Genomic DNA, 26383 nt, shown 5'->3' on the forward strand with positions numbered 1-26383 from the left:
CAATAAAGTCCGAGACTCCGCTGCTGTTTGAGCAGAGCCTTCGTTCACCGTGCGATCTACTCTCGCCCCCTCTGTCAGATGTTTAGACGAGCATTTGCAGATTCGACTGTCAGGCGACGCTGGCCCCGCTTCTACTCCGCCTTTGTGCTCTCACGTTGTCGGTACGTTTCTGAGACGAAGTCGATGAAAGCAACTGCCGAGGCAACAGCGAGGCGCGCATGCCGCGGTTGAAGGCCACGATGCCCCCCGTCTCGCCCATGGCCAGTGCCATATAGACCCCGAAGTTGCGCTAGGTTGTTTGTCAGTTGCGTCAGATTGCGGAGTACAAGCTTAATATTCTCTGCGCCCTTTGCCTCCTCGGAGATGCCCTCAGGTACCAACCGCAACTCCTTGGTCAGCTTCTTGGTCAGTTCCCCCAGGTCCTCGGACTTCGTGAAAGTAACGCCACGCTTGGTGAGGATCGTCTTGCAGCAGGTTTCGATTAGTTCCTTGGCTGTTCCAATAGCCAGGGCTGGATCGCGGTCGATGCTGTTTTCGAGACGCTCAATTTCCTTGGCCATCCAGCCAGCGTCCAGGGCCTCCGCGACGTTCTTGGCTCGCAGTACGGCGCGTCCTCCACCGTTTGTTATGGCGCGAAAGGAAAACCGGGGTCGCCCTGCAATCCGTTCAACCTCATAAATCTCCCATCCAATCTGCCGCAGTTGCTCGTTGAAGTGCGAAACGAGCTTCACAGCCTCCTCGCGGTCGGGTCGAACGATCGGATGGGCGACTTCGCAAAGGAAACGAAGGAACTGCTCCGATGGGCCGTCCTTCAGAGGGAATCGCTCGTCCGAGAAAATCCAGTCCTGATCCCAGTCGTCGTTGTTGACCCGATGCTGCCAAATGTCTCCTGCTGCATCTTTGAATCGATTGTCATGCGAGGGCAACGTTTGTAGGTCATAGAGTCGACTCAGGAACTCGACTTCATCGAGTGCACCATTCCATACAACCTGTTCCAGCCTCAACCCATCCAGAATATTGTTCCTTACGTCCCGCGTGATGCCAGAGTTCCCGGCTCGCCAATCCCTACGTCGGTCGCGCTCGGGGAGGATTTTTGCGGTATACCAGTCTTGCGTATCCGATTCCAAAACTGTCTTGATGCGCGCTGAGATTTGCTCCTCAAGCTGGGACTTCCTCGTTCCCAACCGAGCGAACTCGCCAGCAGGCACGGAGATCTGCACCTGCCAGATTTTCGTGCCTCCGTTCCAGTTGTCGTAGCCTGTTTGCACCGCGCGCGCGGGGTAGGTGCGAACGAGCGCAGCGGCTTCGGTCATTCCCTCTGAGCTGAGAAGAGCGTGAACGGTCGCTATTGCTTCTTCAAGTGCTGCGTTCTCCATGGGGCTGCCTCAGCAAAATTGGTCGACGACCGGTCACAGCATAGCTGCGCCGCCTTCTGACCACGCGGAGTTCGTCCAGGAGCGCTGGCAGATGCAGTGTCGCTCTGCCTAGGGAGAGGGTTTGCGTGTCGTCAGCCGGCTCCTTGATCACCAATTCTTGGAAGGTGCGCTGTAATTGAACGTGCATGGAGACAAGGATCGAGGCGCTCGAAGGCAGCATTCAGGCGGAGTTGAGATCCGCATGAGAGGCCTGAGGGATCGCGGTCAGTCTGAAGCGGGTCTGCCGCGGGATGGCAGCTATGCAGCGACTACGGTCGTTGGCCGCAGATTTTTGAATGACTGCTTCGCGACTCATCGCAGTCGTCGGACGTGCCGTGATGCGATGAGCTATTCGAAGGTCTCAAGCAGAAGCGCGAGCGAGAGTCACCCCTGCTTGACAAGGTTCTGCAGAACCAGCGCGCCGCCCTTGTCCAGCAACGTACCGGACTCCGCGAGTGTCCCGAGGACGATCGGTGCAAAGCCCAGGTCGCCGACCAGCTTCGAGATGACGGCGGTGGCCTGCGTCTCATCACCGGCCACGAACATGACCCGCCGTCCGCCGTGCTCAACCGGATTCATCGCCAGCAGCCTRGCGGGAAGTTGATTGAACGTCTTGACCACGCGTGCACCAGGGAAGGCAGACGCCACCACGACCGTGGACGGCTGACCTTTCAGCGCTTCCGGCGGAACGCCGTAGGTGTTCATGGCGTCGACCACGATCTTKTCGGTCCACTGCCCTGCAGCGCGGGCGACATCGACGTGTGCGCTGAAAGGCACCGCGAGAATGACCACGTCTGCCTTGACCGCATCCTGCAAGGTCAATGCCGTGACGTAGCCAGCGAGTTCCTTCTCGAGGGTTTCGATGGTGTCGGGTCCACGCGTGTTGGCGATGCCGACAGCAATGCCGCTGCGCGCGAACTGACGGGCCAGCGCCGAACCGACGTTGCCCGAGCCGATGATGGAGTAAGTCATGAMGATTCCTTARTTGATGATTGATTGAACGTCGGGGTCTTAGGCCGAGATGGCTGCGATGTCGGCAAGCGCCTCTGCGACGGCAGCCTTTTTGGCCTCGGGGCCCATGGCGATGCCTTCGGCTCGCACAACGGTCACGTCGGTGATTCCCAGGAACGCAAGCAAGCCGATGAGGTAGCTCTCCTGGTGTTCGAGACCCGCCGCCGGGCTTCCGGCCGAATACACACCCCCTCGCGCTGAGGCGATGAATGCCTTCTTGCCCTTCAGCAGGCCCTCGGGGCCGGTGGCGGTATAGCGGAAGGTCTTGCCTGCGACTGCGATACGGTCGATCCAGGCCTTGAGTGGCGTCGGAATCGACAAGTTGTACATGGGCGCGCCGATGACGAGGATGTCCGACGCGAAGAGTTCGTCCATGTACGCGTTGCCCTTGACCAGATCCGCCGTGATGGTCGCGTCTTCGGTGGCTGCACCGTTGAAGGCGGCCATGTGGGCGCCGGAGAAGTGCAGCGCCGGGTCGGCCGCCAGGTCGCGGGACACGACCTGGATGCCGGGGTGCAGGGCGCGGTGGCGCGCGACGAGTTCGGCTGAAAGTTGCCTGCTGACGGACGCGCCGCCGAGCACACTGGAGTCGAGATGAAGGAGTTGCATGAGAGCCTCGAAAGATTGATGAAGAAGTCCGACCTGTCCGCTTCGGCGTACAGGGCCTCGGGAAGTCTTTTCCCGTGGCTTGAATGGTGGGGACGCGGCATCATTCTGAGAAGCCGGTATATTGAGATTTAATCCATCTGCCCTGGAGATGGAAGGAGTTCAAATGCTCGATGGCGTGTCCCTGGACCAGCTGCGAACCTTCATCGCGGCCGTGGATGAAGGCAGCTTCTCGGCGGCGGCCCGGCGGCTCAATCGCGTCCAGTCCGCGGTGAGCGGGTGGGTCAGCAGCCTGGAGGGCCAAATCGGAGTCGTTCTGTTCGACAGGTCAGGCCGGTACCCCAAGCTGACACCCGAAGGCGTTCTCTTGCTCGCGGATGCACGCAACATCGTGTCCGGCGTCGACACGATGAAGGCCCGCGCAAGGTTGATGTCTGCCGGGTTGGAAGCGGAACTCTCTGTCGTGGTGGACGTCTTTTTTCCGACGGCGCTCGTCAGTGCGGCCGCGAAGGCGTTTGTGAGCCGATTTCCGCTCACTCCATTGAGGTTGTTCGTGGAAGGTCTGGGCGCGGGATACCAGCCGGTGCTGGACGGACGCTGCAGCCTGGGAATACTGGCGCCGCTGGCGGTCGAGTTTCCGTCGCTGAGCAGCGAGAGCATTGGTCAGGTGCCATTGGTCACCGTGGCCGCACCTGACCACCCGCTGGCGAGCTTCAAGCGACGAATTCCAAAGGCTGCCTTGGCCAAGCACGTCCAACTCGTTCTCACTGACCGGTCGGAGTTGAGCGCGGGCCGGGACTTCGGGGTCAAGTCGGCTTCAACCTGGAGATTGGCAGACCTTTCCACAAAGCACGCATTTCTCAGGGACGGCGTGGGCTGGGGCAACATGCCGATGCACATGGTGCAGGGCGACCTTGCGAGCGGCGCGCTGGTTTCACTCGATGTCGAGGACATGCTGCCTGCCGGCTTTTCACTGACGATGGCGGCGTTTCGTCGCGCCTCGGAGCCGCCCGGGCCCGCGGCCAGATGGTTAGTCGACGATCTAAAGGCGCGCTTTGCGCACGACGCAATGGAGTTAAAGACTTAGCCTGTTGAAACGCTTACGACGTGACTCGGTGGTGGTCCAGACTAGCGTCCGATCTCTCTGTAGAACGATCACGACGCAGACTAAGGCCAGAGACCCCTTCCAGTCGAGGCTGTGTGAAAACGCATTGAATCCATGAATACCGTCGCCTAGATTGAGACAACGCCACGAACTGGGTTGCCACATGAAGCGATTCATCGAGCCAGGGGATCGAAGCCAGACCACGCTGCTGCCAGAGTGCCTTGACGACTACATCTCAGAAGAGAACCCCATTCGCGTAGTCGATGTCTTTGTCGATGAACTCAAGCTCTATCAGCTCGGCTTTGAAGGCGCGGAGCCTGCGGCTACCGGGCGGCCGTCGTACCACCCCTCAGTGCTGTTGAAGATCTACATCTACGGCTATTTGAACCAAGTGCAATCCAGTCGACGCCTGGAGCGTGAGGCACAGCGCAATGTGGAGTTGATGTGGCTGACCGGGCGCCTGGCCCCCGATTTCAAGACCATCGCGGACTTCCGCAGAGATCATGGTGACGCCATTCGGCTGGTGTGCCGAGAGTTCGTTCTTTTGTGCCGCCGGCTCAAGCTATTTGCCGACGGCGTCATCGCCGTGGACGGAAGCAAGTTCAAGGGCGTCAACAACCGCGACAAGAACTTCAACGAGCACAAGCTCCAGGTGCGGATGCAGCAGCTCGAGCAGAGCATCGGCCGATACCTTGCCGAACTTGATCGAGCTGACCGAGATCCAGCGATGGTTCTCCCCGAGCGTGTTGCGCGCCTCCAGGAAAAGGTAGCCAAGATCAAAGGAAAGATGCGTGAAATCTCTGCCATCGAGCGGCAGCTTCAGTCCACGCAAGAGCGACAGATCTCGCTGACCGATCCGGATGCCCGCTCGATGGCGACCAGCCGACTTGGCTCAGCAGTCGTAGGCTACAACGTCCAAGCCGCGGTCGATGCAAAACACCACATGATCGTCGCCCATGAGGTGACCAACGCAGTAACCGATCGAGGCCAACTGGCCGCCATCTCCAAGGCGGCTCAAGAGGCCATCGAACACTCCAAACCAATCGTGCTGGCGGATCGAGGCTACTTCGAAGGCTACGCGATTCTGGAGTGCGAACGTGCGGGCATTGCGACACTTGTCCCGAAGCCTTTGACGTCCAACAGCAAGTTCGAGGGCAGATTCGACAAGCGAGACTTCGTCTATGACAAGCGACGGGATGTGTACCGGTGTCCGGCGGGCGAGATCGCAATCTACCGCTTCACCGCCATTGAAGACGGCAAGGCGTTGCGCAAGTACTGGACATCAAACTGTGGCGGCTGTCACTTGAAGCCGCAGTGCACCCCGGCGCCAGCCAGGCGCATCAGTCGATGGGAGTACGAGGAGGTCCTGGAAAAGGTCCAGGCACGTCTAGATGCTGCGCCCGAGGCCTCAAAGTTCAGGCAACGAACGATCGAACACGTGTTCGGCACCCTGAAAGCGTGGATGGGGGCCACGCACTTCCTGACGAAGACCTTGCCGAACGTGAAAACCGAGATGAATCTGCAGGTTCTGGCCTACAACCTCAAGCGAGCAATCAAGATCCTCGGCGCAAGCACCCTGATTGCAGAGATGAAGTCGTAGGAGCCGACTCGCGTCTTGTAGAGACGGCCGAGAGTTCCGGTAGGAACTGAGTCAGCCGGCCCAACGGATCTTGCGCACCCCATCAATGCAGCTGTTTCCACACAGCCTCAGTCTAGAGCGGTCGCAGTGGGTGGACGCACTGACCGATGATGGCATTCCTTGGCACGGATACCCACGCCATCAACGCCCGCCCTGCTGACGAGCTTGTCTCAGACATTAATGCGCTGTCTCGGACATTAATGGCAAAGAACAAACCGCCAGCCTGAAGCCACCGATCACTCCACCGTCACGCTCTTGGCCAGATTACGCGGCTTGTCCACGTCGGTCCCCCGAGCGCAGGCCGTGTGGTACGCCAGCAGCTGCAGCGGCACCACATGTAGCAGCGGCGAGAGCGCGCCATAGTGTTCGGGCATGCGGATCACGTGCAGCCCTTCGCTGCTGGTGATCCTGGTGTCGCCGTCGGCCAGCACGTAGAGCACGCCGCCGCGCGCGCGCACTTCCTGCAGGTTGCTCTTGAGCTTTTCGAGCAGCGCATCGTTGGGCGCCACGGCCACCACGGGCATCTCGCTCGTCACCAGCGCGAGCGGGCCGTGCTTGAGTTCGCCGGCGGCGTAGGCCTCGGCGTGGATGTAGGTCACTTCCTTGAGCTTGAGCGCGCCTTCGAGCGCGATCGGGTAGTGCAGCCCGCGGCCGAGGAACAGCGCGTTGTCCTTGCGCGCGAAGTCTTCGGCCCAGCCGATGATCTGCGGCTCCAGGGCGAGCACCGACTGCAGCGCGACGGGCAGGTGGCGCATTTCCTTCAGGTAGCGCGCTTCGTCGGCGTTGCTCAGCCGGCCCTTGGCTTGCGCGATGGCGAGCGTGAGCAGGAAGAGCCCCGCGAGCTGCGTGGTGAAGGCCTTGGTCGAGGCCACGCCGATCTCCACGCCGGCGCGCGTGATGTACGCCAGCTTGCACTCGCGCACCATTGCGCTGGTGGCGACGTTGCAGATGGTCAGCGTCTGCTCCATGCCGAGCAAGCGCGCATGCTTGAGCGCGGCCAGCGTGTCGGCCGTCTCGCCCGACTGGCTGATGGTGACCACCAGCGTCTTCGGGTCGGGCACGGATTCGCGATAGCGGTATTCGCTCGCGATCTCGACCTGCGTGGAGATCTTCGCGATGCCTTCGAGCCAGTACTTGGCGGTGCAGCCGCTGTAGTAGCTGGTGCCGCAGGCGAGGATGAGGATCTTGTCGATGTCCTGGAAGACCCGGTAGGCACTGGCACCGGTGGCACCGTCCTGCCCGATGCCGTCGAACAGCTCGGGTACGATGCCTTCCACGCCCTCGAGCGTGTCGCCGATGGCGCGGGGCTGCTCGAAGATTTCCTTCTGCATGTAGTGGCGGTACGGGCCCAGTTCTGCGGCGCCGCTGTGGGCGAGCACGGTGCGCACCTGGCGGGTGACGGGCTTGTGGCTCCTGTCGACGATCCAGTACTTGCCGGGCTGCAGGTCGACCACGTCGCCCTCTTCCAGGTAGACGATCTGGTCGGTTACGCCGGCCAGGGCCATCGCGTCGCTGGCCAGGAAGTTCTCGGCGCCGTCCTTGCCGGCGCCCAGGATCAGCGGCGAGCCCGCGCGCGCGCCGACCACGCGCTGCGGCTCGTCGCGGCAGATCACGGCGATGGCGTAGGCGCCGTGCAGCTGCAGCACCGCGGCCTTCACGGCCTCGAACAGGTCGCCGTCGTAGAGGCTGTCGACGAGATGGGCGATGACCTCGGTGTCGGTCTGGCTCTCGAAGACGTAGCCCTTGGCCTCGAGCCCGGCGCGCAGCGTTTCGTGGTTCTCGATGATGCCGTTGTGCACCAGCGCGATACGGCCGGGCCGCGCGGCCTGCGCGTCGGCGCCGGGGCCGTGGCTGAAGTGCGGATGCGCGTTGTGCACCGCCGGCGCGCCGTGCGTGGCCCAGCGCGTGTGGGCGATGCCGGTGAGGCCCTCGAGCTTGTCGTCGCGCACCTGCGCCACGAGGTCGGCCACGCGCGAGGTGGTGCGCGCCCGCGTCAGGCCGCCGGCATGCACCGCCACGCCGCAGGAGTCATAGCCGCGGTATTCGAGCCGCTGGAGGCCCTGCACGAGGACTGGAACGATGTTGCGATGGGACGCTGCCCCGACGATGCCGCACATGGTGAGCTGCCTTTGAATGAGGAAGAAGGGAGGGAAGTGCCCAGATGGTAGGAAGGCATGAAAGAAATATGCATTCGAAATTCACATAATTTCGGACTTTTATTTCTCTGATTCTTTCGTTTAGACTTTTATTCCATAATTTCCACAAATATGGAATCAATATCCCTCGATTCAACCGACCTGCGCCTGCTCGATGCCCTTCAGCGTGACGCCTCGCAGACCAACCAGCGCCTTGCCTCCGACGTGGGCATCTCCCCGCCCACCTGCCTGCGCCGCGTGCAGCGGCTGCGCGAGGTCGGCCTGATCGAGCGCCAGGTCGCGCTGCTGTCGCCCGACAGGCTCGCCACGGTGCTGGGCCACGGCCTGCAGGCGGTGATCGAGATCTCGCTCGACCGGCAGGACGCCGCCTCGCTCGACGCCTTCGAGACGCGGGTGATCGCCGACGACGCGGTTCAGCAGTGCTGGCGCGTGTCGCCCGGTCCGGACTTCATTTTGGTGGTGGCGGCGCGCGACACGCAGGACTACGGCGCCCTCACGCAGCGCCTGTTCACGGCCGATGCGAACGTGCGCAACGTCAAGGCTTTCTTCAGCCTGAAGCGCGCGAAGTTCGAGCCCAGGGTGCCTCTGGCACCCAAGGCATGAAGAAGACCCTCAGGCCTTCGGCTTCTTTTGAGGCCGCTTCCAGTTCGGGAAGCTCACCGCCTTGCTGCGCGCCACGGTGAGCGCGCCCGGCTCGGTCGACTTGTTGATGGTCGAGCCGCCGCCGATGGTGCCGCCCGCGCCGATGGTGATGGGCGCCACCAGCACGCAGTTGCTGCCCACGTGCACGTCGTCGCCGATCACGGTGCGGTGCTTGTTGGCGCCGTCGTAGTTGGCGGTGATGCTGCCCGCGCCGTAGTTCACGCGCTCGCCCACGGTGGCGTCGCCCAGGTAGGCCAGGTGGTTGGCCTTGGCGCCGGCGGCCAGCGTGGAGTTCTTCACTTCCACGAAGTTGCCGATGTGCACCTCGGCGCCCAGTTGCGCGCCGGGGCGCAGCCTGGCGAAGGGGCCGATGAGCGAGCCCGCGCCGACGGTGACGCCGGCCTTCTCGCCCTCGATGTGGGTGAAGGGATGGATCACCGCGCCGGCCTCGATGCGCGCATTGGCGATCACGCAGTTCGCGCCGATGCGCACGCCCTCGCCCAGCGACACCGCGCCCTCGAAGACGCAGTTGACGTCGATCTCCACGTCGCCCGCGCATTCGAGCGTGCCGCGCAGGTCGAAGCGCGCCGGGTCGGCCAGGCGCACGCCCTGCTCCATCAGCGCGTTCGCCTGGCGCAGCTGCCATGCGCGCTCCAGCGCCGCGAGCTGTGCCGGGCTGTTGATGCCGGCGACCTGCAGCGCGTCGGTGGTGATGTGCGCGACCACGGGCACGCCGTCGGCGGCCGCGAGCTTCACCACGTCGGTCAGGTAGTACTCGCCCTGGGCATTGTTGTTGTCCAGCCGGGCCAGCCACCCCTTGAGCAGGCGCGCGGGCACGGCCATCACGCCGCTGTAGATCTCGCGCACCGCGCGCTGGGCCTCGGTGGCGTCCTTGTGCTCGACCACGGCCTGCACTTCGCCCCGTAAGTCGCCCCGCACCTGGCCGCTGCCGGCCGAGCGGATGACCCGGCCGTAGCCCGAGGGGTCGTCGAACTCGATGGTCAGCAGCGCCAGCTTGCTGCCGGCGCTGGCGGCGACGAGGGCGCGCAGGGTTTCTTCGCCGATGAGAGGCACGTCGCCCGAGAGCACCACCACCGTGCCGTCGTCCGCCAGCAGCGGCGCGGCCTGCTGCACCGCGTGGCCGGTGCCCAGCTGCGGCTCCTGGCGCGCGAAGCGCAGGCTGGCGTTGCCGATGCCGCCGGCCATGGAGGCCTCGACCTGGTCCGCGCCATGGCCGGTGACGACCACCACGCCGCGTGCCCCGATGCGCGCGGCGGTGCCCGCCACATGCGCCAGCAGGGCGCGGCCGCCCAATCGGTGCAACACTTTGGGCAGTCTGCTCTTCATGCGCGTGCCCTTGCCGGCGGCCATGATGACGACGTCGACCGGCCCTGGGTTGCTGTCTTGCTGCGGAGTCTGATTCATGCGTTTTTCTTCCCGGATTCGTTGCGCGCCTTGCGCGGCAGTGGCGCGAATTATCGGCGCGCTGCTGGTGGTGGCCGCCCTGGGCGCCTGCAGCGCGATCCAGCTGGCCTACAACAACCTGCCCACGGTGAGCTACTGGTGGCTCGACGGCTACCTGGACTTCGACGGCGCCCAGACCCCGAAAGTGCGCGACGAACTCGCCCAGCTGCTGGCCTGGCACCGGCAGAACGAGCTGCCGCGCCTGGCCTCGCTGCTGAAGGAGGCCCAGGCGATGGCGCCGGGCGAAATAACGCCTGAACAGGTCTGCACCATGGCCGACCGCATCCGCGAACGCCTGCTGGCCGTGACCGAGCGCGCCGAGCCCGCCGGCACCGAGCTGGCGCTGAGCCTGAGCGAGGCGCAGCTGCAGCAGCTGGAGCGCAAGTACGCCAGGAACAACGCCGAATACCGCAAGGACTGGCTCGACCGCACGCCCGCGCAGGTGCAGGAGAAGCGCTACGACCAGTTCCTCGACCGCACCGAGGACTTCTATGGCCGGCTCACCGGCGAGCAGCGCGATCTGCTGAAGCAGCAGGTCGCGCAGTCGGTGTTCGACCCGAAGCTGGCCGATTCGGAGCGCCGCAAGCGCCAGCAGGAGGCACTCAAGCTGATGCGCGGCTTCATCGCCAGCAAGACCCCGCCCGCCGAGGCGCGCGCGGCGCTGCACGACTACATCCAGCGCGTCGCCGAGCCGCCGCCCGGCCCCTGGCGCGACCATCAGCAGGCCCTGCTGCAGGAAGGCTGCCGCAACACCGCGGCCATGCACAACGGCACGAGCGCCAGCCAGCGCACGCAGGCGGTGCGCCGGCTGCAGGCCTATCAGGACGATCTGCGCGAGCTGGTGGCGGCGCGCTGAGGGCGAACGGGGAACTCCGGGTCAGATCAGCGGCGTCGGCCGCATCGGGCGCTCGAAGTAGTCGCCCAGCGTCTCCAGCGCGTGCGGCTCCATGATGCGCAGCCAGCCGGAGTCGATGCGGTGCAGCCCCAGGCGCTGCAGCCGCCGCAGCGTCTTGTTGGTGTGCACCAGCGACAGCCCCAGCGCGTCGGCGACGTGCTGCTGGCTGAACGGAAACTCCACCCAGCCGTCGCGCACCATGCCCACGCGCTGCGCGCGGCGGTACAGGTGCATCAGCAGCATGGCAACGCGCTCGCTGGCATTGCGCCGGCCGGCGGTAACCAGGCTGTCATCGACCATCTTCTCCTCGCGAGCGGCCAGCCAGGTGATGTCGTAGCCCAGCTTGGGCCGGGCGTGGAACAGGTCCCAGAGCCGGTCGCGCGAGAAGGCGCACAGCGTGACCTCGGTGACCGCCTCGACGCCGTGAGTCTGGCCTTCGGCGAACTCGTCCTGAAGGCCTATGAAGTCGCCGGGCAGCAGAAAGCTCAATATCTGCCGCCGGCCGTCGCTCAGCGTCTTGTAGCGGAAGGCCCAGCCCGAATAGAGGGTGAAGAGCTGCGGGCTCGGCCGGTGTTCGTCGATGACCGAACCGCCGGCTTCGACGCGGCGGGTGCCGGTGCGGAAGGACTGGATCGTCCTGAGTTCGTCGGCCGTGGAGGGCAGGAAGGTATCGAGCAGCCTCAGTGAGCAGCGGAGGCAGGGATTCGCGCCCTGGGGGGGTATGGCGGCGGCGGCAGTGTAGTCCTCGAATTTCACGCTTCACTATAGACGCCCGGCCTGTGTCTTTTGACATCTCGTGGCGCTCTGGGCATGCCTAAACTGGGCAAGCCTTATCGACCTAGACGAATGACGGAAGAAGCGAAGCTCCCCTTGCACGAGATTTTTTACTGCAGCACGCTGGCCCAGGGCCTGCCGCCCGGCACTGTGGGCCTCATCGCCTCCCGGGCCCGCGCCTACAACGCGCTGCACGGCATCACCGGTCTGCTGGTTTTCGACGGGCTTCGCTTCTGCCAGCACCTGGAAGGTCCGCCCGATGCCATCGGCACGCTGATGCAGCGCATCGGGAAAGATCCGCGCCACGTCGGCGTCAGGGTGCTCCATGAAGCCCCGCTGGCGGTCCGGCGCTACAGCGGCTTCGGCATGGGACTGGCCGAATGCGAAGGCCCGGACCTGATGGCTGGGGTGCACGCGTTGCATGGAGAGAAAGCCCTGCGGCATTTCCTGGCGCTGCTGCCCAGCTTCGACATCAACGGCTGACAGCCGGAAGAACACGCCCCGAACAGCCCCCCAAAAAGGAAAAGGCGGCCGAAGCCGCCTTTCTCAGCACCTGGAGGACCGGGAACGATCAGGCGTTGTCCCAGCTGTAGGTGGCGCCATAGCCATCCCACGCCTCCATCACGATGCGCTGGCCCGCGGCCACCATCAGCGATTCGCCGGGTGCGAGCACCAGGTCTTCGCTGGGGTTGGCGGGCGTGGCATCGGGCGTGATCCACACGCGGCCCTGCTTCACGCGCAGGATGCTGGCCGCCCGAGCCTTCAGGCTCATCGCCTCGCCAGGGGCGATCTGCCATGCACCGCGGCGTACGGCCGGCGGAACGGTGGCGGCGCGATCCGGGACAGACAGGGACGAGAGCGATTCGGTGGTGCAGACGGCGGTGGACATGATGTAACTCCTTGGGGCTTTGCCGAGGCGCTTGACAGAAAGAGGCAATGGCGCAGTTCGGGAATGAATGATCGTTTCTACGGCGTTGGCGGTCCAATGAAAACGAGTTAGCCTACTGATGCTGGTTTCGCATCAATTGATCGACTGCGAACCACCCTCGATTCACACCCATGCAACATTCCCAGACCCATCTGCGCTCCCGCCCGATCTCCGCCGGGCACCTGCGCGCCTTCGAGGCGGTGGCCCGCCACCTGAACTTCCGGGCCGCCGCCGAGGAAATGGCGCTGACCCAGTCGGCCGTGAGCCGGCAGATCCAGTCGCTGGAAGAGGAAGTGGGCGTGGCCCTGTTCCTGCGCCATACACGCGCCGTGGAGCTCACCAGTGCCGGCGCCCTTCTGCTGCTGGCGGTGCAGCAGTCGCTGCCGCGCATCGACACGGCCGTGCGCCAGATCCGCCAGAGCGCCGGGCGCCAGAGCGTGTCGCTGACTACTTTTGCCTCGTTCGCCTCGATGTGGCTGATCCCGCGGCTGGAGGCCTTCCAGCGCGACAACCCCGAGATCGACATCCGCATCGACGCCAGCGACGTGGCGGTCGACCTCGACGTGGCCGACGTGGACATCGCCCTGCGCTACGGTCCGCGCGAAGCCATGCCCTCGGGCGCGGTGCGCCTGTTCGGCGAAACGCTGACGCCGGTGGCCAGCCCCTGGCTGCTGAAGAGCAGCCCGCCCATCAGGACGCCGGAAGACATGACGCGCTTCACGCTCATCGAGGCCGGCGACGCCCATCGCACGCACCTCGAATGGCTGACCTGGCGCCGCTGGTTCGAGGTGAACGGACTGGAGCGCGCCCAGCCCAAGCGCTGGCTCTACTTCAACTACGCCTACCAGATGGTGCAGGCCGCGCTCACCGGCCAGGGCGTGACGCTGGCGCGCAGCTCGCTGATCGCCGAAAGCCTGGCCAACGGCGACCTGGTCGAGGTGCTGCCGCAGCACCGCATGGATTCGCCGATGTCGTACTGGCTGATAGCCGGCCCGCGCAGCGTGCTGCGCCCCGAGATCAGAGCCTTCTGCGACTGGCTGCAGCTGCAGGCCGTGACCACGCGCGAGACCATCGGCGAAGTGCCCGACCCGGACACCGTCGACGACATCGACTGAGGCTCAAGACGAAGAGGAAGGAAAGAGCGGCCCGGCGGCCTTTTCCAGGAACACCGCGGAACCGGCTTTGCCGGGCCGCAGGTGTTGCCCCCGGAAGGGGGTGGGCGTAGCACACGAAGTGCGCGAAGCCTGGGGGCGAGTCAGGTAACAGGCCAGACGACGCCGTTGTCGTTCAGGATGGCGTCCAACGGCAGGTCGTGCGCCTCGGGCTCGAAGTCCGGGACGAAGCCGTTGGTGAAGCCCAGCCCCACCGTGAAGGGCCGGGGCTCCAGCGCGGCCAGCGTGCGGTCGTAGAAGCCGCCGCCGTAGCCCAGCCGGTAGCCGCCGGCGCTGTAGCCCACGCAGGGCACGAACAGCAGGGTGGGCACGATCAGCTCGGTGTCCTTGGGCTTGGGAATGCCGTAGGCATCCTCTTCCATCTGGCAGCCCGGGTACCAGGCATGGAAGGTCAGGGTCTTGTGAACTTTGTCGATCACCGGCAGTCCGATGCGGCGGCGCTGCGGCTCTTCCATGAGTTCGCCGTCTTCCTTCCAGCGGTGCAGTGCGGGCAGCGGATCGAACTCGCCCTTGATCGGCCAGTAGGCGCCGATCACCGTGTCGGGCCGGCCCACCAGCCAGATCCGCATCACGCGCTGCAGCAGGTCGGCGCGCGTCATCCGGTCGGGCATCGCAAGACGTTGCTCGATGAGTGCCTTTCTCAACTGTTCCTTAAGAAAACTCGCCGTTGCCGAGGTGTCGGCACCCTTTGACTTGTCCATAATCCCCCGATGCAGTTCCCAAGCATTTTGGCACCCAAGCGCACTCACCTGCGCAATGCGGCCCCCGCGCTGGTTTTTTCCGCGGTCATCGCCTTCGCCGCACTACTCTCGCAGCAGCCCGCAGCGGCCCAGACCAACACCAACGACGACGTCCTGATCCAGATGAAGCAGGCCTTCCAGCGCGGCGACAAGGCCCGGCTGACCGCCCTGCTGCCGCAGGCCCGCGGCCATGCGCTCGAACCCTGGGCCGCCTACTGGGAACTCAAGGCTCGCCTGCAGGAAGCATCACCCAGCGAAGTGCAGGACTTCTACGCCCGCTACCCCGGCACCTATCAGGAAGACCGCCTGCGCAACGACTGGCTGCTGCTGACCGGCCAGCGCCGCGACTGGGACAACTTCTCCGCCTCGCTCGATGGCTTCCGCATGGGCGACGACCCCCAGGTGCGCTGCTACGCGATCCTGGTCGACACCCTGCGCAGCGGCACCGCCACGCAGGCGCAGGCCGACGAGGTGCGCCGCAACTGGTTCGGCCAGAAAGACCTGGACGACGGCTGCCTCACCGCCGCCGACCGCATGGTGGCCGCCCGCCTGCTGTCGACCAACGACGTCTGGAAGAAGGCCCGCCTGGCCATGGAGGCCAACCGTCCGCAGGCCGCGCGCGCCGCCGTCACCATCGCCGCGCCCGACGCGCTGCCGCTCTTCGAGGAACTCAACGCGAGCTCGGCCAAATTCCTGACCGGCCGCGCCTTCGTGGCCGCCAAGTCGCGCAAGGAGCTGGTGGTGCTGGCGCTCATCAAGGTCGCCATCGCCGACCCCGAGCTGGCCGCCTCGCAGCTCGACAGCAAGTGGGGCCCGATGCTCTCGGCCGAGGAGCGCAACTGGCTCTGGGGCACCATCGGCCGTGCCGCCGCCATCAAGCTATGGCCGCAGGCCGGCAGCTACTTCGCCAACGTCACGAAGAACAGCGACCTCTCCGACGACATGCTCGGCTGGCGCGTGCGCGCCGCCCTGCGCGCCGGCCAATGGAAGGAGGTCGTGCCCGCCATCAACGCGATGAGCGAGACCGCCCAGCTCGACCCGACCTGGGTCTACTGGAAGGCCCGCGCCCTGGCTGGCGTCGGCGGCGACGAGCGCCGCGCCCAGGCCCGCGAGCTCTACCAGAGCATCGCCGGCTCGCGCGGCTTCTACGAGATGCTGGCGCTCGAGGAACTGGGCCAGCGCACCGTGGTGCCCACGCGTCCGGCCCCTCTCACGCCCGAAGAGAAGGCCGCCGCGCGCAACAACCCGGCACTGGCGCGCGGCCTCTACGCCATCGCCATCGGCCTGCGCCCCGAGGGCACGCGCGAATGGAACTACGCCACCAACCTGCACGACAGGGGCGGCATGGACGACCGCGCCCTGCTGGCCGCGGCCGACTTCGCCTGCCAGCGCGAGGTGTGGGACCGCTGCATCAACACCAGCGAGCGCACCAAGGGCGTGGTCGACGTCGATCAGCGCTTTCCCATGCCCTTCCACGACACGGTGCTGCGCAAGAGCCAGGACATCGGCCTCGATCCGGCCTACGTCTACGGCCTGATCCGCCAGGAAAGCCGCTTCATCATGGACGCGCGCTCCGGCGTCGGTGCCTCGGGCCTGATGCAGGTCATGCCCGCCACCGCGCGCTGGACGGCCCGCAAGATCGGCATGACCGACTTCTCGCCCAGCCAGATCAACGACCGCGAGACCAACATCACCATCGGCACCAATTACCTGAAGCTTGCGCTCGACGACTTCGACGGCTCGATGGCGCTGGCGGCAGCCGCCTACAACGCCGGCCCTGGCCGGCCGCGCAACTGGCGCAACGGGCCGGTGCTCGACGCCGCCATCTGGGCCGAGAACGTGCCCTTCAACGAGACACGCGACTACGTGAAGAAGGTGCTGGCCAACACCACCAACTACGCCGCCATCATCAGCGGCCGGCCGCAGTCGCTCAAGGAGCGCCTGGGCCGCGTCGGCCCGCGCGACGCCGCGGAGCCCGAGCCGAACAAGGACCTCCCCTGAAGGGCGCCGCCTGACATGAGCTGGCGCGACGATGTCCTCGACACCCTCGCGTCCGAGTTCTCGGATGTGGGCGACGCCGGGCAGCTCACGCGCATCGTGCTTCGGCTCACGCTCGCGGGCGCTCTGGGCTTCGTGCTCGGCTTCGAGCGCGAGCAGCAGGGCAAGGCGGCCGGCGTGCGCACCCACATGCTGGTGGCCATCGGCTCGGCGATGTTCGTGCTGGTCCCCCAGCAGGCCGGCATCGTGCCGGCCGACATGAGCCGCGTGATCCAGGGGCTGGTGGCGGGCGTGGGCTTTCTCTGCGCCGGCACCATCCTCAAGCAGGGCAAGGACGAAAGCCACGTACAGGGCCTGACCACCGCCGCAGGCCTGTGGATGACGGCCGCCATCGGCATGGCCTGCGGGCTGGGCCGCGAGGCTACGGCCGTGACGAGCGCGCTGCTGGCGCTCGCCGTGCTGGCGCTGGTGCCGCGCCTCGTGAGCCTGATCGAGCGGGTGGCCGGACAGCCGAAGAACGACGGCGACACCGAGCGCGGCGAAGAAGATAAAGGCTAAAGGCGACGCCCGTCGGCACTGAACGCCAGGCCACCTGGCCTCGGCATCAATTCGCGCTGCCTTCGGCATCAATCGCAGCGCGGCGCACAGCTAGCATCAAAGGCTTTTTCAGAACCATCGCAACGGACCGGAGGCCCTTCCCATGCGCAAGCTCTATGTCGGCAACAAGAATTACTCTTCATGGTCCATGCGGCCCTGGGTGCTGATGAAGCAGGCCGGCATCGAATTCGAGGAGGTTGCGGTGCGCTTCGATTCCTTCGAGGCCGATTCGCAATTCAAGAACACCATCGGCGCGCTGAACCCGGTCGCCAAGGTGCCGGTGCTGGTGGAAGACGACGGCCTCGTCATCTGGGACACGCTGGCCATCGCCGAGTACCTCGCCGAGACCTTCCCCGAAAAGCAACTCTGGCCCCAGGGCAAGGCCGACCGTGCGCGCGCGCGCAGCGTCTGCGCCGAGATGCACTCCGGCTTCGGCGGCCTGCGCAACCATTGCGGCATGAACCTCGAAGCCTCGCTGCCCGAAGTGGGCGCGCGCCTGCTGAAGGAAGTGCCCGAAGTCGCCAGCGACCTTGCGCGCATCGTGCAGATGTGGAGCGGCCTGCTCGAGGCCCATGGCGGCCCGATGCTGTTCGGGCGCGAGTTCGGCATCGCCGACGCCTACTTCGCGCCCGTGGGCACGCGCATCAGGACCTACGGCCTGCCTGTGCCGGCGCACGTCTCGGCCTACATCGAGCGCGTGCAGGCGCTGCCGGGCGTGAAGGCCTGGATCGACGCGGGGCTGGCGGAGAAGGACTTCCTGCAGTTCGAAGAGCCCTACCGCACCGGGCGATAGGGTCCTGGCGGGACCACAGGACGCTCAAGGAGAAGGATCCAAGTCGCGGAACACCGCGGTGCCGGCTTGGCCGGGCCGCGGGCGTTGCCCCCGCAGGGGGTCGGCGTAGCGACACGAAGTGCGCGCAGCCTGGGGGCGAGCCCGGTTCAGAACCTGTAGGTTGCCGACACGTAGGTGACGATGGGGTTCAGCTTCAGGCTGGCTTCGCTGGTGGCCACCGGGAGGCCGTAGACCGAGGTCGTCGTCAGCTTGGCCTTGGTCTTCAGCGGGATGTAGGAGACCGAGAACGAGATACCCCAGTGCTTGTCGAACTGGTAGGCCGCGCCCACGTTGATCACCGGTGCGAACTTGCTGTCGAGCTTGGCGGTGGTGTTGACCGCGAAAGGCGACTGGTGGAACTGCGAGGCCAGCGCGCCCTGCAGGTTCGGGGTCAGCTTGACGTCGCTGTACCAGACATAGGTGGCGCCCAGGCCAACGAATGGACGGAACGCATCGTTGCCTTCGTTGAAGAAATACTTGCCCAGGATCGTCGGGCTCCACTGGCGGGCCTCGCCGAGTTGGCCCACGCGGCCGAGGGTGCCGGTGCCGTTGAGCTTGAACTTGGGCGGCACGCCGAACACGCCTTCCACCGCCCAGTGGCTGTCGATGAAGTAGGTAGCGTTGAGGCCCAGGGTGTCGGAGTCGCTCACGCTCGCGCCGGAACCGGGCAGCACGCTCGGAATGGGCGAGGTCACGGTCAGCGGCTTGCTCGAATCCTGCGGTGACAGGTGGAACCACCCCGCGCCGACGACCCAGTCGCCAGCCTTTTGCGCCATGGCACCGCCGGACGCAAGGCCGCACAGAGCTGCCAGTGCGATCATTCTTTTCTTCATGATGTGAATCCTTTTGGTTGAATATCCCTCTGCGGATACGGGCGCTGGCTGTGACCGCCGCTGACGATCGCCCGAATGACGAACGATTGCCCGGTCTGCGCCGCGGATTATCGAACGACCGTTCTATTTTTTACAGGTGGGAGTATCCCTAAACTGCCGCCATGAAGATTTTTCTCGTCGGCGGCGCAGTGCGCGACCGCCTGCTGCAGCGCCCCGTGTCCGACCACGACTGGCTGGTGGTCGGCGCCACGCCCGAGGAAATGGTGGCGCGCGGGTACCTGCCCGTCGGGCGCGACTTCCCGGTTTTCCTGCACCCGGAGACGCGCGAGGAATACGCGCTCGCGCGCACCGAGCGCAAGAGCGCGCCGGGCTACCGCGGCTTCACCGTGCATGCCGCGCCCGACGTCACGCTCGAACAAGACCTGGCGCGCCGCGACCTGACCGTCAACGCCATCGCGCTGCCCGCCGAACTGGTGAGCGCCGACGGCCGCTTCGACCCCACGCCCGAGACCCTGGCCGACCCCTTCCATGGCCAGCGCGACCTGCGCGACAAGGTGCTGCGCCACGTGACCGACGCCTTCCGCGAAGACCCGGTGCGCATCCTGCGCGTGGCGCGCTTCGCAGCCCGCTTCGACGATTTCAGCGTCGCCCCCGAAACCATGGCGCTGATGCGCGAGATGGTCGCGGCCGGCGAGGCCGATGCGCTGGTGGCCGAGCGCGTGTGGCAGGAGCTCTCGCGCGGCCTGATGGAAACGCGTCCCTCGCGCATGTTCGACGTGCTGCGCGAATGCGGCGCGCTGGCCGTGCTGCTGCCGGAGATCGATGCCGGCGCGTGGACGTTGCGGACGATCGACACCGCCGCGCGGCTGAAGGCATCGCTGGCCGTGCGCTTCGCCTGCCTGACCGGCGGCTTCGGCGGAAGGAGCGCCGGCATCAAGAGCGCCGGCGCATCCGGCCTCGCTTTGCTGCGCGCCTTGTGCGAACGCTGGCGCGTGCCGGTGGACATCCGCGAATTGGCCGAGGTAGTGGCGCGCGAGCATTCGCACATCGACGACAGCCGTGCGCTCGACGCTGCGGGCCTGGTGCGCCTGCTGGAGCGCTGCGACGCCTTCCGCAAACCCGAGCGCTTCGCCGAGGCGCTGCTGGCGTGCGAATGCGATGCGGGCAGCCGCCCCGACATCGACCCCAACCCCGACAGCAGCGCCTTCTACCCGCAGCGCCCCCGCCTGCTCAAGGTGTTGGAGACGGCGGCCGCCGTGCCCACCGACGTGGTGGCCAAGGCTGCCCAGCAGTCCGGGGCCACGGGGCCGAAGATCGGCGAAGCCATCCACCGGGCCCGCGTCGAGGCCGTCGCGGCGTCGCTGGCCTGAGCCGCCAGGGCATGACTTCCGACACTTCCGCGCGCGAACCCCGCCGATAGCATCGGCCGGGTGAATGCCACAGCGCCGAAGCCGTCACACGAACCCGCCGATCCTCCGCGTCTGCCCGGGCCGGACGAGCTGGACCTGCGCGTGCTGCGAGAGCACGTGGCCTCGGTGTACGCGGCCTACGACGCGTCGGTGTTCGTGCACTTCGGCCTGGGCGCGGCATTGGGCGCAGCCATGTACCTGCATCTGCCGCGCACGTGGATCCTCGTGTGGATGACAGCGCATCTCTCGCTGGGCCTCTTCCTCTTCCTGATGCCGCGCTGGCACCCCGGCGTGCCGCTCGCCGACACCAGACGGTGGGCGCGCCGCCATTCGCGCACCGTCACGGTGGTGGGCGCGGCCATGGCCAGCGCGCCGCTGCTCTTCATCTCGCCGGGCGACCTGCCCGTGACCTCGGTCATCACGGTGGTCATCATCGGCAGCTGCGCGCGGGCCATGCAGCTGCTGTGGCCGCTCAAGCCGGCGCTGTACGGCTACACGCTGCCGATGATGCTGAGCCTGATCGCCGCGCTGGCCTGGCAGGGCGACGCCCTGCACTTCTTCCTCGCGCTGTTCAGCCTGGGCTACCTGCTGTTCACGCTGCGCGTGGGCAACCAGCAGCACAGGCTGCTGACCGACTCGCTGGTGCTGCGCTTCGAGAACGAGGCGCTGGCCGGCCAGCTCGGCAGGCAGATCGCCGCGGCCGAGCGTGCCAGCGCCGAGAAGACGCGCTTCCTCGCCACCGCCAGCCACGACCTGCGCCAGCCGCTGCATGCCATCGCGCTCTTCGGAGCAGCGCTGGAGAACGAGCTGCGCGAGCACCACGGCGGGCGCAACGCGCGGCAGCTGATGCGCGCGGTGAACGCGCTGGGCAACTCGCTGGACACCATGCTCGACGTGTCGCGCCTCGACGCGGGCGTGGTCTCCCCGGCCATCGTGCCGGTATCGCTGGACGCGCTGTTCCGTTCGCTCAATCACGTGTTCTCGGCACGGGCGGAGCTGCAGCAGTTGCAGCTTCGGGTGCGCGCCAGCGGCCTGTGGGTGCACAGCGACGCGCAGCTGCTGCACCGCATGCTCTCGAACCTCGTCGACAACGCACTGAAGTACACGGCGCGCGGCGGCGTCGTGGTGCGGGCCCGCTCGCGCGGCGGCCTGGTGTGGATCGAGGTGTTCGACACCGGCATCGGCATCGCCCCCGAGCAGCAGGAGCGTGTGTTCGAGGAGTACTACCAGGTCGACAACCCGGGCCGCGACCGCGCGCAGGGGCTGGGCATCGGCCTGTCGATCGTCCAGCGGCTCTCGCGGCTGCTCGCGCATCCGGTGCGGCTGAAATCGCACCCGGGCCGCGGCAGCCGCTTTCGGCTGGAGCTGCCGTCCGCGCAGGAAGCGGCGATGCCCGATACGAGGCTGAACGCCCCGCGCCGCCCAGCGGAGGCGTGCATCGATCAAGCAGCACCGGCAGTTCACGGGCGCATTCTGCTGATCGACGACGAGGCGGAGATCCGCGAAGCCATGGCCGGCCTCTTCCAGGCCCACGCCCTCGCGCTGGATGCCGTCGCCAGCGAAGCCGAAGCCGCCGAGCTGTTGGCCCGGCCCGATGCGCATGAGCGCCCCGTTGCACTCCTGATGTGCGACTACCGGCTCTGCGACGGCGAGAACGGCCTCGATGTGGGCCTGCGCCTGCAGCGCCGCTTCGGGCTGCGGGCGCCGCTGCTGCTGGTGACGGGCGAAACCTCGCCCGAACGGCTGCAGCGCGTGCGCGCCTCGGGCATTCCGGTGCTGTTCAAGCCGGTGAACCCGGCGACGCTGCTGCGCGCGCTCGCCGAACTGGCCCCGGGGCCATCGCCCGCGCACTGACCTGCACTGCATCGATGCCGGGTTGGAGGCAGGCCGGGGCACATTGGGCTTTGGCCGACATGCGCCGCGCGGGACGCGTGTTAAGGTTTTCCCCCGATGCCAAAGTCCTCCAGCAACCCGCCGTTGCCTCCTCCACTGGGCCAGAACGCGGCCCTCTTTCTCGACTTCGACGGTACCCTGGTCGGGCTCGCGCCCACGCCTGAAGCCATCGAGATTCCGCCGGCCCTCGTGCCCCTGCTGGGCGACCTGCGCGACCAGCTCGGCGGCGCGCTCGCCGTGGTGTCGGGCCGCCAGATCGACTCCATCGACCGCTTTCTCGCGCCGCTGCGGCTGCCAGCAGCCGGCGAGCACGGCGTGCAGCGCCGCGATGCCGAAGGCCGCATGCAGGAGCAGCGCGCGCCCGACCTGGTGCCCATCCTCGACATTGCCAACGAGCTCGCGCGCGTGCACGAGGGCCTGCTGGTGGAGCGCAAGCACGCCGCCATCGCCCTGCACTACCGGCTCGCGCCCCAGCTGGAGGCCGTGTGCCGCGATGCGATGTCGCGCGCCATCGCGCACGACCCGATGCTGGAGCTCATGCACGGCAAGTTCGTGTTCGAGGTGAAGCCTTCGGGCGTCAACAAGGGCGTCGCCATCGACGCCTTCATGGCCGAGGCGCCCTTCGCCGGCCGCGTGCCGGTCTTCCTCGGCGACGACACCACCGACGAAAGCGGCTTTGCGGTGGTGCAGCCGCGCGGCGGCGTCGCCGTCAAGGTCGGCTCCGGCTCCAGCCTGGCGCTGCACCGGCTCGAATCGCCGCTGGCCGTCTACGAATGGCTGGTGCAGGCACGCGATCTGCTGGCGGCACGTCCAGGCAAGGAAACCTCGAGCCGACCCGAAGATTCACCCAGGAGCCCCCGATGAGCGAACAACAACTGCCGGCGGCGCCCGAGGAACGCGCCGGCCAGGCGCTGGCGGGCGCCGCCGGCCCCGACGACCGCAGGCCGGTCGACGCGAAGACAGCCGCCGCCCCCGGAGCGCGAGGATTCGCGCCCCCGGCCGAGCCCTCGCTCAACGTGGGCGTGATCGGCAACTGCGCCTACAGCGCGCTCATCGACGCGCGCGGCCGTGCCGTGTGGTGCTGCCTGCCGCGCTTCGACGGCGACCCGGTGTTCAACGCCCTGCTGCACCCCGGCGAGGAGGCAGGCGCCTGGAGCATCGACATCGAGGACTTCGCCGAGGCGAAGCAGTGGTACGAGCCGAATACCGCCGTGCTGCGCACGCAGCTTTTCGACAGCGCGGGCCAGGGCATCGAGATCACCGACTTCGCGCCTCGCTTCTACAGCCGCTCGCGCTACTTCCGCCCACTCATGATGGTGCGCCGCGTGCGGCCCATCGCGGGCGCGCCGCGCATCCGCGTGTCGCTCGACCCACGCTTCCAGTGGGGAGCTTCGGCACCGGTGGAGGTCACGCGCGGCAGCAACCACATCCGCTACGTCGGGCCCGACGTGACGCTGCGGCTGAACACCGACGCTTCGATCTCGCACATCCTCTCGCGCCAGCCCTTCGTGCTCTCGCGCGAATACAACTTCATGTTCGGCGTGGACGAAACGCTGATGGACGGCATCGCCGACACCGCGCGCAAGTTCGAGCAGGAAACCATCTCCTACTGGCGCACCTGGAGCAAGCGCCTGGCCATTCCCTTCGAGTACCAGGAGGCGGTGATCCGCGCGGCGATCACGCTGAAGCTCTCGCTGTACGAGGACACGGGCGCCATCGTCGCGGCCATGACCACCAGCATTCCCGAGGCGCCGGGCAGCCAGCGCAACTGGGACTACCGCTACTGCTGGCTGCGCGACGCCTTCTTCGTGGTGCGCGCGCTGAACTCGCTGAGCGAGGTGGGCACCATGGAAGACTACCTTCGCTGGCTGGGCAACGTGGTGATCGGCTCGCACGGCGAGCACATACAGCCGCTTTACGGCATCGGGCTGGAGCGCGAGCTGCCGGAGTCGTTCGTCGACGGACTGCCGGGCTATCGCGGCATGGGTCCGGTGCGCGTGGGCAACCAGGCGCAGGAACACTTCCAGCACGACGTGTACGGCAACATCGTGCTCGGCGCGGCACAGGCTTTTCACGACCATCGGCTGCTCAGCCGCGCGGGGCTGGCGGAGTTTCCGCACCTCGAGGCGGTGGGCGAGCGCGCGGTGGCCGTCTACGGCACGCCCGATGCCGGCATGTGGGAGCTGCGCACGCGCGCACGCGTTCACACCAGCTCGGCGCTGATGAGCTGGGCGGCCTGCGACCGGCTCAGCAAGATCGCCCGCGCGCTGCACCTGCCCGAGCGCGCCGCCTACTGGCACGGCCATGCCGCGCGCATGAAGGAAGAGATCCTCGCCAAGTCGTGGTGCGAAGAGCGCCAGGCCTTTGCGGAGAGCTTCGGCGGGCACGAGCTCGACGCGAGCATCCTGCTGATGGTGGAAGTGGGCCTGATCGACGCGCGCGACCCGCGCTTCATCTCGACGGTCGACGCAATGGAAAAGTCGCTGTGCGACGGCCCCTACATGCGCCGCTACGAGGCCGCCGACGACTTCGGCAAGCCCGAGACCGCGTTCAACATCTGCACCTTCTGGCGCATCGACGCACTTGCCAAGATCGGCCGCAAGGCCGAGGCGCGCCAGATCTTCGAGACCATGCTCGCGGCGCGCAACCCGCTGGGCCTGCTGTCGGAAGACACGCACCCGGTCACGGGCGAGATGTGGGGCAACTTTCCGCAGACCTATTCGATGGTCGGCATCATCAACGCGGCCGTGCGCCTGTCCGCTCCCTGGGATTCGTGCATATGAGCCGTCTGGTCGTCGTTTCAAACCGCGTGGCGGACCCACGCAAGCCGGCCGCCGGCGGACTGGCCGTGGCGCTCGGCGAAAGCCTGCAGCAAAGCGGCGGCCTGTGGTTCGGCTGGAGCGGGCAGGTCATCGAAGGCGGCCCCACGGGCGAAGGCGAACTGCACCGGCAGCAGGCCGGCAAGGTCACGCTGGCCACCATCGACCTGAGCCGCGAAGACCACGACAGCTACTACCTCGGCTACAGCAACGACGTGCTGTGGCCGGTGTTCCACAACCGGCTCGACCTGGCGCACTTCGACGCCGGCTTCATCGGCGGCTACCGGCGCGTGAACCAGCTGTTCGCACGCAAGCTGCTGCCGCTGCTGAAGGAAGACGACATCATCTGGGTGCACGACTACCACCTGATCCCGCTGGCAGCCGAGCTGCGCGCCATGGGCTGCAGGCAGCGCATCGGCTTCTTCCTGCACATTCCGCTGCCGCCGCAGATCATCACCGCGGCCATCCCGCAGCACGAATGGCTGATGCGCTCGCTGTTCTCGTACGACCTGATCGGCTTCCAGGCGCAGCAGGACGTGCAGCACTTCGAGCACTACGTGCGCAACGAGGCCCGTGGCGAGTACCTGGGCAACGACATGTACCGCGCCTACGGGCAGACGGTGCGCAGCGCCGCCTTTCCCATCGGCATCGACGTGGACGAGTTCGCGGCGCTCACGCACGCGAAGGAATCGCGCGACATGTACGAGACCATGAAGCGCGAGTATTCGAGCCGCCGGCTGCTGCTGGGCATCGACCGGCTCGACTACTCAAAGGGCATTCCGCAGCGGGTGCGTTCGTTCCGCGAGCTGCTGGCCAACTACCCCGAGAACCGGCGCAGCGCCACGCTGATCCAGATCGCCTCGCCCACGCGCGAGACGGTCGACGCGTACGGCGACATCCGGCGCGAGCTCGAATCGCTGTGCGGCGCCATCAACGGCGACTACGGCGAACTCGACTGGATGCCGGTGCGCTACATCCACCGCATGGTGGCGCGCAAGCGTGTGCCGGGGCTGTGCCGCGCGGCGGCCGTGGGGCTTGTAACGCCACTGCGCGACGGCATGAACCTCGTCGCCAAGGAATACATCGCGGCGCAGGACCCGGCCGACCCGGGCGTGCTGGTGTTGTCGCGCTTTGCGGGAGCGGCCGAGCAGCTGAAGGAAGCGTTGCTGGTGAATCCGTACGACACGCATGGCACGGCGGAAACTGTGCAACAGGCGCTGCAGATGCCGCTGGAAGAGCGGCGCGAACGGCACCAGAAGTTGTTGTCGCGTATTCGCGAGCAGGATATTCACTGGTGGCGGAATAGCTTTCTCGAGGCGCTGCGGGAAGCGGCCAGCGAACGTTGATCGTTCGTTCAGCGCATTGCTTAGATCTCCGGCACGACGGCAGCGCCCATGTGCGAATGGCACCGGGTGCTCCCCGCAGCGAAATAAACGAGGAGGCCGAAGGCCGGGG

Annotated in this window: 23 protein-coding genes; 14 read left to right on the forward strand and 9 right to left on the reverse strand. The window is 66.5% G+C overall.

The genetic code is table 11. The features are described 5' to 3' along the window. Positions 1 to 131: 131 nt before the first annotated feature. The 3 genes from QMO14_RS02585 to QMO14_RS02595 form a co-directional block, all read right to left on the reverse strand. Positions 132 to 1376 carry an abortive infection family protein gene (locus tag QMO14_RS02585; protein WP_301504131.1) on the reverse strand — a complete coding sequence of 415 codons (1245 nt, stop codon included), beginning with the start codon at positions 1374 to 1376 and terminating at the stop codon, positions 132 to 134. Positions 1377 to 1799: 423 nt separating this feature from the next. Continuing rightward, on the reverse strand, positions 1800 to 2387 hold the full coding sequence (locus tag QMO14_RS02590) for an NADPH-dependent F420 reductase (protein ID WP_301504132.1): 588 nt from the start codon (positions 2385 to 2387) through the stop codon (positions 1800 to 1802). A 39-nt stretch (positions 2388 to 2426) separates the two neighbouring features. Next, on the reverse strand, positions 2427 to 3035 hold the full coding sequence (locus QMO14_RS02595; RefSeq protein WP_301504134.1) for an FMN-dependent NADH-azoreductase: 609 nt from the start codon (positions 3033 to 3035) through the stop codon (positions 2427 to 2429). A 163-nt stretch (positions 3036 to 3198) separates the two neighbouring features. Here QMO14_RS02595 and QMO14_RS02600 point away from each other — a divergent pair, with 163 nt between their 5' ends. Next, positions 3199 to 4119, forward strand: a complete 921-nt coding sequence (locus QMO14_RS02600; RefSeq protein WP_301504136.1) for a LysR family transcriptional regulator — start codon at positions 3199 to 3201, stop codon at positions 4117 to 4119. 181 nt (positions 4120 to 4300) lie between these two features. Then, positions 4301 to 5737, forward strand: coding sequence for an IS1182 family transposase (locus tag QMO14_RS02605; RefSeq protein WP_301504138.1), 1437 nt, complete (start codon positions 4301 to 4303; stop codon positions 5735 to 5737). Positions 5738 to 6012: 275 nt separating this feature from the next. On the opposite strand, the gene glmS is transcribed toward QMO14_RS02605, so the two are convergent. Next, on the reverse strand, positions 6013 to 7893 hold the full coding sequence (gene glmS / locus QMO14_RS02610) for a glutamine--fructose-6-phosphate transaminase (isomerizing) (protein WP_301504140.1): 1881 nt from the start codon (positions 7891 to 7893) through the stop codon (positions 6013 to 6015). 150 nt (positions 7894 to 8043) lie between these two features. Between glmS and QMO14_RS02615 the strand changes: the two genes are divergently transcribed. Beyond that, complete coding sequence (locus tag QMO14_RS02615; protein ID WP_301504141.1) at positions 8044 to 8535, forward strand: Lrp/AsnC family transcriptional regulator; 492 nt, start codon at positions 8044 to 8046, stop codon at positions 8533 to 8535. A gap of 9 nt (positions 8536 to 8544) precedes the next feature. Here the strand turns inward: QMO14_RS02615 and glmU are convergent, their stop codons facing one another. Then, positions 8545 to 9999, reverse strand: a complete 1455-nt coding sequence (glmU, locus tag QMO14_RS02620; protein ID WP_301504142.1) for a bifunctional UDP-N-acetylglucosamine diphosphorylase/glucosamine-1-phosphate N-acetyltransferase GlmU — start codon at positions 9997 to 9999, stop codon at positions 8545 to 8547. Between glmU and QMO14_RS02625 the strand changes: the two genes are divergently transcribed. After that, positions 9998 to 10894, forward strand: a complete 897-nt coding sequence (locus QMO14_RS02625; protein ID WP_301504143.1) for a DUF6279 family lipoprotein — start codon at positions 9998 to 10000, stop codon at positions 10892 to 10894. The genes glmU and QMO14_RS02625 overlap by 2 nt on opposite strands. Before the next feature lie 21 nt (positions 10895 to 10915). On the opposite strand, the gene QMO14_RS02630 is transcribed toward QMO14_RS02625, so the two are convergent. Next, positions 10916 to 11617, reverse strand: coding sequence for a Crp/Fnr family transcriptional regulator (locus QMO14_RS02630; protein ID WP_367618145.1), 702 nt, complete (start codon positions 11615 to 11617; stop codon positions 10916 to 10918). 186 nt (positions 11618 to 11803) lie between these two features. Between QMO14_RS02630 and QMO14_RS02635 the strand changes: the two genes are divergently transcribed. After that, on the forward strand, positions 11804 to 12190 hold the full coding sequence (locus QMO14_RS02635) for a BLUF domain-containing protein (RefSeq protein WP_301504146.1): 387 nt from the start codon (positions 11804 to 11806) through the stop codon (positions 12188 to 12190). 88 nt (positions 12191 to 12278) lie between these two features. Here QMO14_RS02635 and QMO14_RS02640 read toward each other — a convergent pair whose 3' ends face one another. Then, positions 12279 to 12596, reverse strand: a complete 318-nt coding sequence (locus QMO14_RS02640; RefSeq protein WP_301504147.1) for a DUF2917 domain-containing protein — start codon at positions 12594 to 12596, stop codon at positions 12279 to 12281. 170 nt (positions 12597 to 12766) lie between these two features. Between QMO14_RS02640 and QMO14_RS02645 the strand changes: the two genes are divergently transcribed. Next, positions 12767 to 13750: a LysR substrate-binding domain-containing protein gene (locus QMO14_RS02645; protein ID WP_301504149.1), complete on the forward strand. Its 984-nt coding sequence runs from the start codon at positions 12767 to 12769 to the stop codon at positions 13748 to 13750. A gap of 140 nt (positions 13751 to 13890) precedes the next feature. Here the strand turns inward: QMO14_RS02645 and QMO14_RS02650 are convergent, their stop codons facing one another. Then, a complete protein-coding gene (locus tag QMO14_RS02650; protein WP_301504150.1) occupies positions 13891 to 14508 on the reverse strand; it encodes a 5-formyltetrahydrofolate cyclo-ligase in 618 nt (205 codons plus the stop codon). 9 nt (positions 14509 to 14517) lie between these two features. On the opposite strand from QMO14_RS02650, the gene QMO14_RS02655 reads away from it, so the two are divergent. From QMO14_RS02655 to QMO14_RS02665, 3 genes are all read left to right on the forward strand, one after another. Then, positions 14518 to 16548, forward strand: a complete 2031-nt coding sequence (locus tag QMO14_RS02655) for a lytic transglycosylase domain-containing protein (RefSeq protein ID WP_301504152.1) — start codon at positions 14518 to 14520, stop codon at positions 16546 to 16548. Positions 16549 to 16563: 15 nt separating this feature from the next. Beyond that, positions 16564 to 17103 carry an MgtC/SapB family protein gene (locus QMO14_RS02660; protein WP_301504153.1) on the forward strand — a complete coding sequence of 180 codons (540 nt, stop codon included), beginning with the start codon at positions 16564 to 16566 and terminating at the stop codon, positions 17101 to 17103. A 142-nt stretch (positions 17104 to 17245) separates the two neighbouring features. Beyond that, positions 17246 to 17935 (forward strand): glutathione S-transferase family protein, encoded by a 690-nt coding sequence (locus QMO14_RS02665; RefSeq protein ID WP_301504155.1) that lies wholly within the window; start codon positions 17246 to 17248, stop codon positions 17933 to 17935. 146 nt (positions 17936 to 18081) lie between these two features. Here QMO14_RS02665 and QMO14_RS02670 read toward each other — a convergent pair whose 3' ends face one another. Continuing rightward, entirely contained in the window at positions 18082 to 18807 is a 726-nt protein-coding gene (locus QMO14_RS02670; protein WP_301504157.1) for an OmpW family protein, read from the reverse strand. 161 nt (positions 18808 to 18968) lie between these two features. Between QMO14_RS02670 and QMO14_RS02675 the strand changes: the two genes are divergently transcribed. The 5 genes from QMO14_RS02675 (at position 18969) to otsA (ending at position 26274) form a co-directional block, all read left to right on the forward strand. After that, positions 18969 to 20177, forward strand: coding sequence for a multifunctional CCA addition/repair protein (locus QMO14_RS02675; RefSeq protein ID WP_301504158.1), 1209 nt, complete (start codon positions 18969 to 18971; stop codon positions 20175 to 20177). A gap of 60 nt (positions 20178 to 20237) precedes the next feature. Then, entirely contained in the window at positions 20238 to 22070 is a 1833-nt protein-coding gene (locus QMO14_RS02680) for a hybrid sensor histidine kinase/response regulator (protein WP_301504160.1), read from the forward strand. A gap of 96 nt (positions 22071 to 22166) precedes the next feature. Further along, positions 22167 to 22973, forward strand: a complete 807-nt coding sequence (gene otsB / locus QMO14_RS02685; protein ID WP_301504162.1) for a trehalose-phosphatase — start codon at positions 22167 to 22169, stop codon at positions 22971 to 22973. Further along, on the forward strand, positions 22970 to 24892 hold the full coding sequence (locus QMO14_RS02690; RefSeq protein WP_301504164.1) for a glycoside hydrolase family 15 protein: 1923 nt from the start codon (positions 22970 to 22972) through the stop codon (positions 24890 to 24892). The genes otsB and QMO14_RS02690 overlap by 4 nt, the downstream gene beginning before the upstream one ends. Next, positions 24889 to 26274: an alpha,alpha-trehalose-phosphate synthase (UDP-forming) gene (gene otsA, locus QMO14_RS02695; RefSeq protein WP_301504166.1), complete on the forward strand. Its 1386-nt coding sequence runs from the start codon at positions 24889 to 24891 to the stop codon at positions 26272 to 26274. The genes QMO14_RS02690 and otsA overlap by 4 nt, the downstream gene beginning before the upstream one ends. Positions 26275 to 26383 lie beyond the last annotated feature (109 nt).

It is taken from the genome of Variovorax sp. CAN15 (genome assembly GCF_030462475.1).
Classification (GTDB): Bacteria; Pseudomonadota; Gammaproteobacteria; order Burkholderiales; family Burkholderiaceae_C; genus Variovorax.

Bases quoted from the DNA above. Each gene is read 5' to 3' on its own strand.
- QMO14_RS02650 (WP_301504150.1), bottom strand. From the start codon at position 14,508: ATGGACAAGTCAAAGGGTGCCGACACCTCGGCAACGGCGAGTTTTCTT.
- QMO14_RS02675 (WP_301504158.1), top strand. From the start codon at position 18,969: ATGAAGATTTTTCTCGTCGGCGGCGCAGTGCGCGACCGCCTGCTGCAG.
- glmU (WP_301504142.1), bottom strand. From the start codon at position 9,999: ATGAATCAGACTCCGCAGCAAGACAGCAACCCAGGGCCGGTCGACGTC.
- QMO14_RS02660 (WP_301504153.1), top strand. From the start codon at position 16,564: ATGAGCTGGCGCGACGATGTCCTCGACACCCTCGCGTCCGAGTTCTCG.
- QMO14_RS02670 (WP_301504157.1), bottom strand. From the start codon at position 18,807: ATGAAGAAAAGAATGATCGCACTGGCAGCTCTGTGCGGCCTTGCGTCC.
- QMO14_RS02690 (WP_301504164.1), top strand. From the start codon at position 22,970: ATGAGCGAACAACAACTGCCGGCGGCGCCCGAGGAACGCGCCGGCCAG.
- QMO14_RS02595 (WP_301504134.1), bottom strand. From the start codon at position 3,035: ATGCAACTCCTTCATCTCGACTCCAGTGTGCTCGGCGGCGCGTCCGTC.
- QMO14_RS02605 (WP_301504138.1), top strand. From the start codon at position 4,301: ATGAAGCGATTCATCGAGCCAGGGGATCGAAGCCAGACCACGCTGCTG.
- QMO14_RS02640 (WP_301504147.1), bottom strand. From the start codon at position 12,596: ATGTCCACCGCCGTCTGCACCACCGAATCGCTCTCGTCCCTGTCTGTC.
- otsB (WP_301504162.1), top strand. From the start codon at position 22,167: ATGCCAAAGTCCTCCAGCAACCCGCCGTTGCCTCCTCCACTGGGCCAG.
- QMO14_RS02645 (WP_301504149.1), top strand. From the start codon at position 12,767: ATGCAACATTCCCAGACCCATCTGCGCTCCCGCCCGATCTCCGCCGGG.
- QMO14_RS02615 (WP_301504141.1), top strand. From the start codon at position 8,044: ATGGAATCAATATCCCTCGATTCAACCGACCTGCGCCTGCTCGATGCC.
- QMO14_RS02655 (WP_301504152.1), top strand. From the start codon at position 14,518: ATGCAGTTCCCAAGCATTTTGGCACCCAAGCGCACTCACCTGCGCAAT.
- QMO14_RS02600 (WP_301504136.1), top strand. From the start codon at position 3,199: ATGCTCGATGGCGTGTCCCTGGACCAGCTGCGAACCTTCATCGCGGCC.
- QMO14_RS02665 (WP_301504155.1), top strand. From the start codon at position 17,246: ATGCGCAAGCTCTATGTCGGCAACAAGAATTACTCTTCATGGTCCATG.
- otsA (WP_301504166.1), top strand. From the start codon at position 24,889: ATGAGCCGTCTGGTCGTCGTTTCAAACCGCGTGGCGGACCCACGCAAG.
- QMO14_RS02585 (WP_301504131.1), bottom strand. From the start codon at position 1,376: ATGGAGAACGCAGCACTTGAAGAAGCAATAGCGACCGTTCACGCTCTT.
- QMO14_RS02625 (WP_301504143.1), top strand. From the start codon at position 9,998: ATGCGTTTTTCTTCCCGGATTCGTTGCGCGCCTTGCGCGGCAGTGGCG.
- glmS (WP_301504140.1), bottom strand. From the start codon at position 7,893: ATGTGCGGCATCGTCGGGGCAGCGTCCCATCGCAACATCGTTCCAGTC.